Source organism: Tardiphaga sp., from assembly GCF_028290785.1.
In the GTDB taxonomy this organism is placed as follows: Bacteria; Pseudomonadota; Alphaproteobacteria; order Rhizobiales; family Xanthobacteraceae; genus Tardiphaga.
Genome location: NZ_JAQGJD010000324.1, coordinates 1 through 12,968 on the forward strand (window position 1 = coordinate 1; position 12,968 = coordinate 12,968).

Genomic DNA, 12,968 nt, shown 5'->3' on the forward strand with positions numbered 1-12,968 from the left:
CGCCCAGGGTCGAGATGTTCGACCGCGGCATCAGCCAGGGCGACACGCCGCGGCTGTGGATCGACATGGTCGCCCATGTGGGGATGGGACGCGACAAGCGGATCTACCGCTTCGTCCAGGACACCCGCTTCGGTCGGGTGGTGCTCGCGGAATCGCATGATGTCGCGACGGTCGTGAAGGCCGTCACCGACTACATTGCTCGGCGCATGATCGAGCGCGAGCATGCGCTGGTCTCGGCTCCGGCGCCGGTGGTCGAGCAGAAACAGCGCGGCCGGTTCTGGCCGTTCGTGCTGGGCGTGATTGTCGGCGCGCTGGCGCTGTTCGGCGCGGCGCTATTCGTGGCGCTAAGAGCTCATTAAGGTTCACTGTCATTCCGGGGCGCGCGCAGCGCTAGCTGCGAGCGAACCCGGAATCCAGTAATGGCTGAACATCGCGGGATTCCGGGTCTGCACTCCAGCCGGCTTCGCCGCCTGAAGCGCATCCCGGAATGACAAGCGTTAGAGCAGTGTAGCGCACTGCAACTCTCGGACGTCCAGCCCGTCGCCAAATCCGCGCACCCGCTGCTCGCACCGCCACGCATCGTTCTCGCGCGTAATAGCAAACAGATTATACGCCGCCGCCGGCTTGTGCCCGTGAGCGATCGACGACGCCGAGGGGACGCCGACCGCGGGGATGCGGCCGATTGGGCCCTCGAACCACATGGTCGAATGAATGTGATCGTGGCCGTGCAGGATCAACTCGACGCCGTGGCGTTTCAGCACGGCCTGCAGCGCGTCCGAATCCGTCAGCCGCTTGTGCGAATGTTTTGAACGCAACGGGTGGTGGATCAGCAGTACGCGAAACAGTTGCTGGCCGGCCACCCCCGCCAGCAGGCGATCCAGTGCATCGATCTGCGTCTGCCCGAGCGTGCCGGTGGCCATGAACGGCGCGGTCGGCACCGCGGTGGAGACGCCGATCAGCGCCAGCGGTCCGCGGCGCTGCAGGAACGGAAAGTCGCCGGCGACCCCAGCGTCGCCGTGCATGTAGTCGCCGAAAGTATCGGCGAAGCGCTGCCGCGCGCCGCGCACATAGGCGTCGTGGTTGCCCGGCACCAGCGTGACATGGTCGGGCGGCCCTACGCTTTCCAGCCACGCGCGCGCCGGCGCGAACTCCGCCGCCAGCGCCAGGTTGACGAGGTCGCCGGTGACCGCGATGTGGTCGGGATGCTGCGCCCGCAGATCGGCAACGAGGGCATCGAGCACCTCGCGACGGTGGATGCGATGGCGGTTGCGGGTCCAGTTGAGATAGCCGAGCATGCGCTTGCCCAGCAATTCGCCGATATCTGGCGCGGGCAACGGTGGAATGTGCGGATCCGACAGATGCGCGAGGGTGAACGCCGTCATCGGGCCCGGCCGGCGCTTCGAGTCTCGATCAGTCTGATCACGTCCGCACCATCCCTGTGAAATCCTTCAATGTTTTGGCAAGGTGGGGGATGTTACGCAAGGATGCAGCCGCCAGCCAGATCAGGACGCCCGCCGCGATGACCCAACCGACGCTGCGGCAACGGCTCGAGCCGTATTTGCGAAAAGTCATCCACCTGTATTTCCGCTTTGCCCGCGGCATGACGCTTGGCGTCCGCGCCGTGGTGCTGGATGCCGACAACCGCGTCTTCCTGGTCCGCCATACCTATGTCAGCGGCTGGTACCTGCCCGGCGGCGGGGTCGAAGTCGGCCAGACGTTTCGCGAGGCGATGGCACGCGAACTGATCGAGGAGGGCCGTATCGAAGTGCTGGGCGAACCCGTGCTGCACGGCGTTTTCCTCAACAGCCACGTCTCGCCCCGCGACCATGTCGCGGTCTATATCGTCCGGCAGTTTCGTCAGGATCGCCCGCCCGACCCGAATCGCGAGATCGCCGAATCCGGCTTTTTCGCGCTGGATGCGCTGCCGCCGGACACCACCGAGGGCACACGGCTGCGGCTCGCCGAAGTGCTCGACGGCCGGCCGGTCATTGCCACCTGGCGCGGCTGATCGGTCCGGCGATGGACCGCAACGTCGCCAGATGCTATCCCGCCCCCGACATGACTGATCTCTCCCTGACCATTCTGGCGGAAACCGCCAACGACGCCCAGATCATCGAGCGGCTGCACGCCCGCACCTTCGGCCCCGGCCGCTACGTGCTGTCAGCCTACCGGTTGCGCGAGCACGTCAGCCACCTGCTGGCGCTGTCGTTCACCGCCCGGATCGGCACGCTGCTGGTCGGCTCGGTCCGGCAGTTGCCGATCTGCATCGGCGATACCCCGGCGCTGCTGCTCGGTCCGCTCACGGTGGAGCCGCCGTTCCGCAGCCGCGGCGTCGGCCGTGCACTGCTCGACCGTGCCATTGGCGACGCCCGCAAGCAGGGCAACCGGCTCATCGTGCTGGTCGGCGACGAACCCTATTACAGCCGCGTCGGCTTCAAGATGATTCCCAAGGGGACGGTGACCATGCCCGGTCCGGTCGATCAGAAGCGGTTGTTGGTGCTGGAACTGGTCGAAGGCGCATCGGACGGTATCGCCGGCGCGATTCGCCCGGACTGGAACGCGGCGAAGTAGTTCAAACTCTGACTTGTCCCGGACGCGGCGCAGCGCGTAGCGCTGCTCCGCAGAGCCGGGACCGTATCAGGCGCCAGCGCCCGCGACAGCCCCGGCTCTGCGATGCGATACTTCGTATCGCATCGCGTCCGGGGCAAGAGCCTGCAGCGTCAGAACTTCAAATTCGCAAACGCTCGCACGCTTGCGCCTGGCAATAGCACCTCGTCCTTGTTGTAGGACGACGCGCTGCGGATGTTCTCGTTGAGCAGGTTGTTGCCGACCAATCCGAGCGTCATCTCCTTCGCGCCGAAGGTGCGCGGATCCAGCTTGGTATTGTAGCTGATCTCGGCCTTCAGCAGGTTGTAGCCCGCGGTCGGCGTCTCGCCGATGGTGGCGATATCGTTCTGCGCAAAGGCGTGCAGCAGGTTGATGCGGGTCAGCCAGTTGCTGTCGCGCCAGAACAATCCGCCGCCGGCGCGCATCGGCGGGATGCGCGGCACGTTGCTGCCGTCCGAGAACGTGGCGCGGACCACGTCGAACTGGTCCTCGATGCCCCAGGTGCCGCCGTAGAAACGCCCGACGTCGAACTGGCTCTGGAATTCGGCGCCGAAGAAGGTGGCGTCGCGCTGCGAGTATACCGCCTGGCGGCCTTCATTGCCGGGATCGCCATTGCCGCACGACGCAAAATCCTCGCCGCACATCACGCCCGTGAGCCGGCGGTAGATGAAGTTGTCGAACTTGGTGTAGTAGGCGGTGGCTTCGAACCGCACCGGGCCGGTGGCCTTGCGCAGTCCGATCTCCACGGACTTCGCGGTCTCCAGCGTGAGGTTCGGGTTGCCGATGTCAAAAGTCGCGGTGGCGTCATGGGCGCCGCGCGAAAACAGCTCGGCGGGCTTCGGCGCGCGCTCGGTATATTGCCCGGTGATGGAGGCCACGAGTTCGCCCGGCAGCGCCTGGATCAGGCCGACGCTGCCGCTCATCGGCGTGTAGGACGGATTGCGCCCGATGCTGGTCTGCGCACTGCCGTCGGGCAGAAAGTCCGCCGGGAAGTCAGGCGTCGAGCCGCTCAACGCGACATGCTCGATCCGGCCGGCGACCTGCACCTTGGTGGTGTCGCTGAACTTCAGCTCGTTGAACACATAGCCGGCGATGCGCGAATTGTGGTTCGGATTCCACAGCCCGTTATACAGCGCGCCCGGATCGTCCGGGCTCGGCGCGGTCAATTCCTGATGGCCGCCCTGCAGGCCGAAGGCCGTCGTCACGGTAGCGAAGCGGGCGTTGAAGGGCATTAGCTGCACCTCGACGCGGGCTTCCTGCTCCTTGTTGGTGAAGGTCTGGCGCACGCCGTCGGTGGTCGGATCGTTGATGTCGGCGAGGCCGATCTCGTTGTGGCGATAGTCGGTGGCGCCGGCCCAGAACCGGATCGCCTCGATGGCCGCGGAATCCGGACGATACTCGCCCTTGGCCGTGATCTTGGTCTGATGCGCGTCGATCCGGGTCTGGTGATCGGCGCCGTCGATGCCGGGGATATGATACAGCGCGTCGTTCTGCGTGATGGCCGCGCCGATGAAGCCGCCGTCGAAAATGTAGGAACCACCGATCGAGGCGCCATCGGTCTGCGCTGCCGAATTCGGTTGTCGTTCGCTCACGCCACGCGCGGGATCGGCGAGATAGGGGTTGCCCGGGATGCTGTAGTCGGTGGCCTTGCGGCCGTAGACGTCGGCGTGAACCGCAAAATTGCCGCCGCCGGCGTCGAGCAGGATACCGCCGTCGATGCCGCGATCCGCCGAGCTGATCGAGGTGCGGGTTTCCGCCGTCATGCAGGACGGCTGGCCAAGGTTGGCAGCCGGCGCCTTCACCGCCATGCCATAAGTCTGGAACGGCGCCACGGCGCAGGACGGCAGCGCGTCGGGAATCCGGTTGTTGGAGGCCGACACCACGCCGCCGATCGAGGTCGATCCGTAACGCAAGGCGGCGGGGCCGCGCACCACTTCGATCTGGTTGGTGGCCAAGGGATCGACCGGGACGAAATGGTCCTCGCCGAGATCAGACGCGCCGCCGGCGCTCATGCCGTTTTCGACGATGCCGACGCGGTTGACGTCGAGGCCGCGGATGATCGGCCGGCTCGAGGCGCCCGGCGCAAAGCTGGAGCCGGTGATGCCGGGCTTGGCGAACAACAGGTCGCCCAGCGTCGCGCCGCCGGCGCGGACGATTTCCTCATGCGGCACCACGGTGACGGTAGCGAACTGGTCGGTCACGATCGGCGTCACGCCCTGCTGCGGCGCCGGGGCTGCGGCGGTTTGTGGCGGCGGCGTGCCGGCGTTGCGGCCGGGTGTGGCGCGGGAGAGGCGGGCGGGCGTGCGGGACGGCGCGGGCTTTCGTCGCACGATGGGGCTTGGCGCGGTCACGGAAATCGCCGGCAGTTCGGTGGGCGCCGCGGTTTGCGAGAAAGCCGACTGGCTAAAAACGACAAGGGCGGAGCCGCCGAGCAGCACGGCGCGGGTGTAACGGAAGGGCATGGTTGTATCCTGACTGGACCGGCGGCGACCCTGATGCGGGTCGCTTCGAACCGGGACCTGCGCGGAGCAGGTCGAATGTTTGGGAGCCGCTGCGGGAGGCAGCGATCAGCAAGCAATCGATGTCAGGAGAGCGGAGGCGCGCGCGGCTGGAACGCGACGTTGAAGGCGTCGAGATGGAAAAACTCGGCACGGGTGACGCGATAGAGAAATTCCGCGGCCTGGGGCAGTTGCAGCACCGGCGGCGTGGCGAGCAGCACCGCGCTCGCTTGCGCCATGACGGCGCAGATCGCGCAGCTATCGGCGGGATGCGGGTGCGGCGCGTGGTGGGGACTCGCCGGGAGCTGGACCGACTCGATGGTCGAATCGACCGATGCCGCCTGCGCGTTGTCGGCGTGAAAGTGCCCGAACGACAGCACCATCTGGATCGCCAGCGCCAACAGCGCCAGCCGCGATCCCGTCTGAATATGTGTGCGAAACCACTTCATGCCGACCCAAGCCTCCATCGGGCGGGAAGCGATCTTCGCCGCGGCCGATGTTATAATATAACATCGCGCGGGAGGGGCGGAGTGTCAACGGCTGGCGAACGGGCGAGCGCCCGCGTCCGTCCATAGCCGCGGGGCTGTGTGATTATCGCCACGCTACCACACACTCTCCCTCATCCTGAGGAGCGGCCTCTTGGCCGCGTCTCGAAGGATGGCGGCACACGCCATGGTTCGAGACGCGCGCAAGGGCGCGCTCCTCACCATGAGATGGAGTGTGGGCGAAGCCGCGTGCGCGAGCAGCCTTAGCGGCTCTCCCGCAGCCACGTCGCCGCAAAGGCCCCCAACAGCAGCAGCAATCCGATCAGTCCGGCGAACATAGGCAGCACGCCGACGCCGCGGACCACGCTGGCGTCGCGCATGTGGACGCCCATCCAGCCGTCGCCGCGGAAGATCGTGGAGGCGCGGATCGGCACGATGCGCGGCACCTCGACGCCGTTGCCCTCGTTGATGCGGCGGGCGTCGCCGCCGGTGGCCTGAGCCAGCGGGCGCAACGTCTCTGTGGTCGAGGTGACTTCCGAAAACTCCTTCGGGTTGATCGGGCCGACATTGATCAGCGCCTTCAGCGTGCCGTCGGTGGCCTGCCACAGGCCAAGTTCGTCGGCCGGGGTGGCGGCGCGCCACAGGCCGGGCTCGCCGGCGGCCAGCGTGAGTTCGCGGGTCTTGCCGGACGGTGAGGTGACGGTGACCGGCGCCACGGTGTCGCCCATGGTCTGGCGCTGTACCACCAGATCCTTGCCGGCGCTCGAGAGCTTCAGCGCTTCCTCGTCGAGGTCCGGCTGCTTCATCAGCCAGTGCGACATCCGTCTGAGAAGATCGAGATGCGGCCCGCCGCCCTCATAGCCCCTGGCCCACAGCCAGATGTGATCCGACAGCAGCAATGCGACGCGGCCTTCGCCGGATCGCGACAGCAGCAGCAACGGCTTGCCGTCGGCGCCGGTCATCACCGGCGGCGTCGTGGTGTTGCGGGTCTCCACGGTGCGGAAGAAGCGGCTCCACTTCGGCGGCTCCGACGCGCCGCCTTCGAGGCCGCGGGTGACCGGATGGCGTTTGCCGACGTCGCTGAGATGCGCATAGAACGGCTTTTCGGTAACGCCGACCGGCTCGGCCGGCAGCACCGAATCCAGCGGCGTGCGCCAGATTGACGTGGTAGAGGCGTAGTCCGGCCCGGCCGACACCAGCACGGCGCCGCCGGCGCGCACATAGCGCGCGATATTGTCGAAATAGGCGATCGGCAGCACGCCCTGGCGGGCGTAGCGATCGAAGATGATCAACTGGAATTCGTTGATCTTCTGCTGGAACAGCTCGCGGGTCGGAAACGCGATCAGCGACAGTTCGTTGATCGGCGTGCCGTCCTGCTTTTCCGGCGGTCGCAGGATGGTGAAATGCACAAGGTCGATGGAGGCGTCGGACTTCAACAGGTTGCGCCAGGTGCGCTCGCCGGAATGCGGCTCGCCGGACACCAGCAGCACGCGCAGCTTATCGCGCACGCCGTCGATGGCCACCACGGCGCGGTTGTTGACCAGCGTCAGTTCGTTCTCCAGCGGCGAGGCCTCGATCTCGACGATGTTCGGCCCGGCATGCTTGATGTCGATATCGATACTGACGGTCTGGCCGCTCAATACCGTGCGCTCGTTGATGGTGTCGCCGTCGCGGCGGATCACCACCCGGGCACGCTCGCCCGTGACGCCCTGGTCGTCGAGCCGAAAGGTGACCTTCTGCGACTGCCCGACGATGCCGAAGCGCGGCGCGGCGGTAACGGCGATGCGGCGGTCGCGCTCGTCCTTGCGGCCGGTGATCAGCGCATGTACCGGCGCGGTGAAGCCGAGCGCGGCCATGTTGGCCGGAATGTCGTGGACGCGGCCGTCGGTGATCAGGAAGGCGCCGGCGACGCGGTCGGTCGGCACGTCGGACAACGCGGAGGACAGCGCGCCGAACAATTTTGTGCCGTCGGTCTCGCCGTCAGCCTGGCCGGCCTCGACGACGCGAACTTCGAGGCCTTTGACCTGCTTCAGCCGATCGACGAGCTGCTTCTGCGCCTCGGCGGTTTCGTTGCTGCGTTGGCCAAAATTCTGGCTTGGGCTCTTGTCGATCACGACCGCCGCCACCGAGGTCAGCGGTTCGCGCTCCTCCCGGGTGAACGAAGGATTGGCCAGCGCCAGCAGGATCAGCGCCAACGCCGCCACACGCACCAGCGCGCCGCGAGGCTTGCCAATCAGCAGCACGATGCCGATGACTACGATGGCCGCGAGCGCGACCCACAGGAATAGCGTCGGGATGAGCGGTGTGAAAACGATGCCGTATTGCATTACGCGATGCCCTTCGGCCCGACGACACATTCAACCGTCATCATGAGGTGCAGGCGCTTGCGCGCCTCGAAGGATGCATGTTCAGCGCGCGCGGCCGCCGTCCTTCGAGGCTCGCTGCGCTCGCTCCTCAGGATGACGGCCTCTGTGAAATTCTTGCGCATCATTGCCCCAGCCGTTCGATCAGCGCGGGCGCATGCACCTGGTCGGCCTTGTAGTTGCCGGTCAGCGTGTACATCACGATGTTGACGCCGGCGCGGAAGGCGAATTCGCGCTGGCGCGGTTCGCCGGGCGTCAGCGGCAGCATCGGCTGGCCGTCGGGCCGCATCGCCCAGGCGCCAGCGAGATCGTTCGAGGTGATGATGATCGGCGACACGCCGTCGCCGCCGCGGGCCGGGCGCGAGGCGGCGTCATCGCCGTCGTCGCGCGGCAGCGTCTCGACCCAGGTCGGTCCGGAGTTGAAGCGGCCCGGGAAGTCGCGCAGCAGATAGAACGTCTTGGTCAGCACGTGTTCGCGCGGCACCGGCTCCAGCTCGGGCACGTCGAGCGACGACAGAATGTTGCGCAAGGTCAGCATGCCCGGCGTCTGCGACTCGCCGTTCGGTCCGGGCGGCGCCTCGATGGCGTCGCGGGTGTCGAACAAAACGGTGCCGCCCTGTTTCATGTAGGCGTCGATGCGGTTGATGGCGTCCTGCGGCGGCTTGGCGGCGCCGGGAATGATCGGCCAGTAGATCAGCGGGAAGAACGACAGCTCGTCTCTGGCCGGATCGATGCCGACCGGCTCGCCGGCTTCCAGCGCGGTGCGCTGCGCCAGAAACAGCGTCAATCCCGTCAGGCCGGATTTGACGATGGAGTCGACGTCGGCATTGCCCGTGATGACGTAAGCGAGGCGCGTCTGCGCGACGGCCTTGATGGCGAAGTCGTCGGAGGCCGCATCCGCGCGCGCCGGCGAGTACGATCCCGTTACGGTGCCCAGTGCGAGCATGATCGCCAGCGCCGCCGGCACCGTGCGCCGCCGCAGCAGCGCGGCCATGCCGCCGCCGAGCAGCGCCACGATGACGGCATCGATCAGGAACAGCAGCAGCGCGGTGGACAGCAGGATGCCGCGCAGGTCGCGAGGTTCGGCATTGGTGTAGCTGGCGTGGCGCGCCTTCAGCGCCGACGTATCGAGCGGCGCAATGCGGTCGGCGGCGGCCAGTGCGTTGACGGCGAGCGGGCCGTCGGCAGGGCCGTAGAAGCCGGGCGGATGGTCGAGGCCGGCGCGGTCGCGGAAATCGGCGGGCAGCGGCTTGGCCGTCGAGGGCGGCGGGCCGAACGCACCAAAGCCGTCGAGCGTGCGCAGCGGCGCCACTGTCTCGGCGCCGGTCTCGCCGGCGACGCCCGCGCCGGGCGTTGAGGTATAGCCGGACATATCGACAATTCGTCTGAGCATCTCGACGAAGGTGCCAGACAATGGCAGGTCGGACCAGCGCATGTCGGCACTGACGTGGAACAGCGTGACCAGTCCCTTGCCGCGGCGCTCGCCGGTGACCAGCGGCGTGCCATCGACCAGCGAGGCCCAGGTCCGGCTTGCCAGAGCGGCGTCGGGCTCGGCCAGCACCTGCCGGGTGATGGTGATGTCCTGCGGCACCGGCAGGCCGGCAAATGGGCCGTCGGCGGTGAAAGACGCTAGATGCTGCGGCTTTTCCCAGGTCAGGCTGCCGCCGAGGCTGCGGCCGCCGCGGCGCAGTTTCACCGGCACCAGATCGTCATCGCCTTGCGCCAGCCGCGGTCCGGCGAAGCGCACCAGCACGCCGCCCTGTTCGATCCAGGCGTTAATGCGCTCACGGATTTCCGGCGACAGCGTGCCGACATCGGCGAGCACGATCATCGGCAGCTTCTGGTCCAGAAATTGGGTGATGGCCTGCTGCGGCGCGCCGCGGTCACCGAGCCGCACGTCGGCGAACGGCGCCAGCGCGCGGGTGAGATAAAAGGTCGAGGCGAGCAGCGGTTGCGCGGTGTCGCTGGTTGCGCCGGACACGATGCCGATGGCGCGGCGGCGCCAGCGCTTGTCGAGAAGTTGAACCGCGCCGGCAGAACGCTCGCCCGCGATTTCCAGCCGCGCGATGTCGTTGCGCAATTCCACCGGCAGGTCGAACGAGGCTTCGGTCTCGCGGTCGGCCGGCGCGAAACTGAACGGCGCTTCGCCAATCGGCGAGCCCTTCTGGTCGAGCCCGCGCACCACGCCCGTATCGATGCCGCCGCCGGAGGCGCGCAGCACCTTCACCGTCATCTTCGCCGCGGCATTTTCGGCCGCGACCAAAGCATGGGCGGGCGCCGCGCCGCCGTCATAGATGGTCAGCGCGCGGTCGCCGATGGTTTTGCTCAGGCCTTGCGTGAATTCGCTGCCGCGGCCGGTATCGACGCCGTCGGACAGCCACACCAGCTCGCTGTCGCCGGTGGCTTTCAGGAAGCGCTCCAGCGCCGGCAGCGTCTCGACGCGCTCGATGGCATAGGGCTTTGGAGACAACTGACGCAGCGCCACGCGCGCGGTGCCGCCCGGCAAAATGGTGATGTCGCGGGTCGGCTCCGACAGCGGCACCAGGGCGACGCCGCGGCGATCGCTATCGGCATTGGCGATCAACTCGTCGGCGGCCTTGATCCGTGCATCCCAGGATGAGGCGGCCGACCAGCCGTCATCGAGCAGGATCACCAAAGGCGCCTTGCTGGCGGTGGCGCCGGTTTGTGGATTCCAGATCGGACCGGCGGCGGCGAAAATGATCAGGGCCGCGGCCAGCAGGCGCAGCAGCGTCAGCCACCACGGCGAACGCGACGGGGTCTCTTCCTTTGGAGCGATCTCGAACAGCAGCCTTGTCGGCGGAAACGCGACGCGCTGCGGCCGCGGCGGCATCACCCGCAGCAGCCACCACAGCACCGGCAGGCTGACGAGGCCGAGCAGCAGCAACGGTTCGGCGAAGGCGAGGGGGAAAGCGCCCATCATGCTGAACGTCCCGCCTTGACTGTGATGCCGCCTCCGGCGGATTTGCTGACCATCATCCCGCCGTGCAGGAACAATAGTAGCTCCGCGGCGGACCGCGTGGTGGTATGGGTCGAAAAGAGCCAGCCGAGCTTGCCGGTCTCGGCGCGGATCTCGTCGCGATGGGCGGCGACCCGCGCAGTGTAGTCGACGGCCCATTTCTCGGCGCGACCGGCGGTGATCATGTTGCCGCTTTCCGGCTCGATGAACTCGACGCGGCCGGAATAGGGGAAGCTCTCTTCCGCGGGATCGACGATCTGCACCAGCGTGCCATGCGCGCCGTTGGAAGACAGGGCGGCGAGCATGGTCTTGATCTCGGAAATCGGCGACCAGAAATCGCCCAGCACGACGATTTCGGCCAGCGCGGAAGGCACGAAGGTCGGCGGCAGGCTGTCGCGGGTCGCTGTGTCATGCAGCATTGCCTGAGCCATCTTGTCGATCACGCTGCGGCTGGCGGTGGGGTTCATCAGGCCTGGCACGCCGACGCGCTCGCCGCCGGCCACCAGCAGTTCGGCCAGCGCGAAGGTGACGATCAGCGCGCGCTCCAGCTTGCTGTTCAGCGCGCCCTTCGACGCGAACGCCATCGACAGCGAGCGGTCCGGCCACAGCCACACGGTATGCGCGGCCTCCCACTCCTGCTCGCGGACATACAGATGGTCGTCGCGCGCCGAGCGGCGCCAGTCGACGTTCTGCGATGGCTCGCCGGACACGAAGCGGCGGTACTGCCAGAAGCTTTCGCCATGGCCGGCGCGGCGACGGCCGTGCAACCCATGGATCACGGTGGCGGCGATGCGACGGGCCTCCAGCACCAGGCGCGGCAATGACGCCGCAAGCGAACGGCTTTCGCCATCGGCGCGGCGGACTGCAAGAATCTCCTGGGTGGCGTGGTCCGGCGCTGCGGCCATCAACTGATCCGCGACTTGAGCTGACGGATCACGTCGGGAATGGTGCGGCCCTCGGCGCGCGCCGAGAAGGTCAGCGCCATGCGGTGCTTGAGGATCGGCTCGGCGAGATCGAGCACGTCGTCGATCGACGGCGCGAGGCGGCCGTCGAGCAGCGCCTTGGCGCGCACTGCGAGCATCAAGGACTGGCTGGCGCGCGGGCCGGGGCCCCACGCGATCAGCTTCGAGGCATCGCCGGCATCCGGGCCGGGGCGCGCCGAGCGCACCAACGTCAGGATCGCCTCGACCACGCTATCGCCGACCGGCAAACGTCGCACCAGCCGCTGCGCGGTAATCAACACGTCGGAGGTGATCGCGGCTTTCGCGATGGTCTCGTCGGCGCCGGTGGTCTCGAACAGGATGCGGCGCTCGGCGTCGCGGTCGGGATAATCGACGTCGATTTCCATCAGGAAGCGGTCGAGCTGCGCTTCCGGCAGCGGATAGGTGCCTTCCTGTTCCAGCGGGTTCTGCGTCGCCAGCACATGGAACGGCTTCGGCAAATCGTGCCGCGCGCCGGCCACTGTGATGTGCTGCTCCTGCATCGCCTGCAGCAGCGCGGATTGCGTGCGCGGGCTGGCGCGGTTGATCTCGTCGGCCATCAGCAACTGCGCGAACACGGGACCGGCGATGAAGCGGAACGAACGCTTGCCGGCCACACTCTCGTCGAGCACTTCGGCGCCGAGAATATCGGAGGGCATCAAATCCGGTGTGAACTGGATGCGCTTGGCATCGAGGCCGAGGGTGACGCCGAGGGTTTCGACCAGCTTGGTCTTGGCGAGGCCGGGAACGCCGATCAGCAGCGCGTGGCCGCCGGACAGGATCGTCACCAGCGTATTCTCGACGACTTTCTCCTGGCCGAAGATGACGGTGGAGATCGCCTCCTTGGCGGCACGCATCTGGCCAGCGACCTGCTCGGCCGAGCGGACAATCACGTCTTCGAGTTTCTCGACACTGTCTGCGCCAGCCATCGTCAGCTCCTTCGTGTAAACGCCGCCTGCGGGCGTCGTCATGCCATGAACCTCATGCTAATCTGTAGCGAAGGTCATGGTTTTGTTGAATTAAACTATCCCCACCTTATTACGATGCGGGCTATGAAC

General features: G+C 67.2%; 10 protein-coding genes and 1 pseudogene. 3 read left to right on the plus strand and 8 right to left on the minus strand.

The annotated features are described in order from the left end of the window. Positions 1-359, plus strand: a pseudogene (locus JWR89_RS20380) (hypothetical protein); the annotation flags it as partial. 138 nt (positions 360-497) lie between these two features. On the opposite strand, the gene JWR89_RS20385 reads toward JWR89_RS20380, so the two are convergent. After that, positions 498-1,382 carry a metallophosphoesterase gene (locus JWR89_RS20385; RefSeq protein WP_299719487.1) on the minus strand — a complete coding sequence of 295 codons (885 nt, stop codon included), beginning with the start codon at positions 1,380-1,382 and terminating at the stop codon, positions 498-500. Positions 1,383-1,519: 137 nt separating this feature from the next. On the opposite strand from JWR89_RS20385, the gene JWR89_RS20390 reads away from it, so the two are divergent. Together JWR89_RS20390 and JWR89_RS20395 are read left to right on the plus strand one after the other, a co-directional pair. Next, positions 1,520-2,008 carry an NUDIX domain-containing protein gene (locus JWR89_RS20390; protein ID WP_299719590.1) on the plus strand — a complete coding sequence of 163 codons (489 nt, stop codon included), beginning with the start codon at positions 1,520-1,522 and terminating at the stop codon, positions 2,006-2,008. 50 nt (positions 2,009-2,058) lie between these two features. Beyond that, on the plus strand, positions 2,059-2,571 hold the full coding sequence (locus JWR89_RS20395) for an N-acetyltransferase (protein ID WP_299719489.1): 513 nt from the start codon (positions 2,059-2,061) through the stop codon (positions 2,569-2,571). 149 nt (positions 2,572-2,720) lie between these two features. Here JWR89_RS20395 and JWR89_RS20400 read toward each other — a convergent pair whose 3' ends face one another. From JWR89_RS20400 to JWR89_RS20430, 7 genes are all read right to left on the minus strand, one after another. After that, the gene (locus JWR89_RS20400) at positions 2,721-5,069 is read right to left on the minus strand and encodes a TonB-dependent receptor (protein ID WP_299719491.1); all 2,349 of its coding nucleotides are present in this window, start codon (positions 5,067-5,069) and stop codon (positions 2,721-2,723) included. A gap of 122 nt (positions 5,070-5,191) precedes the next feature. Then, the gene (locus JWR89_RS20405) at positions 5,192-5,554 is read right to left on the minus strand and encodes a DUF2946 family protein (RefSeq protein WP_299719493.1); all 363 of its coding nucleotides are present in this window, start codon (positions 5,552-5,554) and stop codon (positions 5,192-5,194) included. A gap of 299 nt (positions 5,555-5,853) precedes the next feature. Continuing rightward, positions 5,854-7,917, minus strand: coding sequence for a hypothetical protein (locus JWR89_RS20410; RefSeq protein ID WP_299719495.1), 2,064 nt, complete (start codon positions 7,915-7,917; stop codon positions 5,854-5,856). Further along, entirely contained in the window at positions 7,917-8,078 is a 162-nt protein-coding gene (locus tag JWR89_RS20415) for a hypothetical protein (RefSeq protein ID WP_299719497.1), read from the minus strand. The genes JWR89_RS20410 and JWR89_RS20415 overlap by 1 nt, the downstream gene beginning before the upstream one ends. Then, entirely contained in the window at positions 8,078-10,894 is a 2,817-nt protein-coding gene (locus JWR89_RS20420; protein ID WP_299719499.1) for a DUF4159 domain-containing protein, read from the minus strand. Before JWR89_RS20420 ends, JWR89_RS20415 begins: the two co-directional genes overlap by 1 nt. Further along, a complete protein-coding gene (locus JWR89_RS20425) occupies positions 10,891-11,835 on the minus strand; it encodes a DUF58 domain-containing protein (protein WP_299719501.1) in 945 nt (314 codons plus the stop codon). The genes JWR89_RS20420 and JWR89_RS20425 overlap by 4 nt, the downstream gene beginning before the upstream one ends. Continuing rightward, positions 11,835-12,839 carry a MoxR family ATPase gene (locus tag JWR89_RS20430; RefSeq protein WP_299719504.1) on the minus strand — a complete coding sequence of 335 codons (1,005 nt, stop codon included), beginning with the start codon at positions 12,837-12,839 and terminating at the stop codon, positions 11,835-11,837. Before JWR89_RS20430 ends, JWR89_RS20425 begins: the two co-directional genes overlap by 1 nt. Positions 12,840-12,968: the final 129 nt, after the last annotated feature.

Coding starts and splice junctions, on each gene's coding strand:
- JWR89_RS20385 (WP_299719487.1), bottom strand. CDS start 1,382: ATGACGGCGTTCACCCTCGCGCATCTGTCGGATCCGCACATTCCACCG.
- JWR89_RS20390 (WP_299719590.1), top strand. CDS start 1,520: ATGACCCAACCGACGCTGCGGCAACGGCTCGAGCCGTATTTGCGAAAA.
- JWR89_RS20395 (WP_299719489.1), top strand. CDS start 2,059: ATGACTGATCTCTCCCTGACCATTCTGGCGGAAACCGCCAACGACGCC.
- JWR89_RS20400 (WP_299719491.1), bottom strand. CDS start 5,069: ATGCCCTTCCGTTACACCCGCGCCGTGCTGCTCGGCGGCTCCGCCCTT.
- JWR89_RS20405 (WP_299719493.1), bottom strand. CDS start 5,554: ATGAAGTGGTTTCGCACACATATTCAGACGGGATCGCGGCTGGCGCTG.
- JWR89_RS20410 (WP_299719495.1), bottom strand. CDS start 7,917: ATGCAATACGGCATCGTTTTCACACCGCTCATCCCGACGCTATTCCTG.
- JWR89_RS20415 (WP_299719497.1), bottom strand. CDS start 8,078: ATGCGCAAGAATTTCACAGAGGCCGTCATCCTGAGGAGCGAGCGCAGC.
- JWR89_RS20420 (WP_299719499.1), bottom strand. CDS start 10,894: ATGATGGGCGCTTTCCCCCTCGCCTTCGCCGAACCGTTGCTGCTGCTC.
- JWR89_RS20425 (WP_299719501.1), bottom strand. CDS start 11,835: ATGGCCGCAGCGCCGGACCACGCCACCCAGGAGATTCTTGCAGTCCGC.
- JWR89_RS20430 (WP_299719504.1), bottom strand. CDS start 12,839: ATGGCTGGCGCAGACAGTGTCGAGAAACTCGAAGACGTGATTGTCCGC.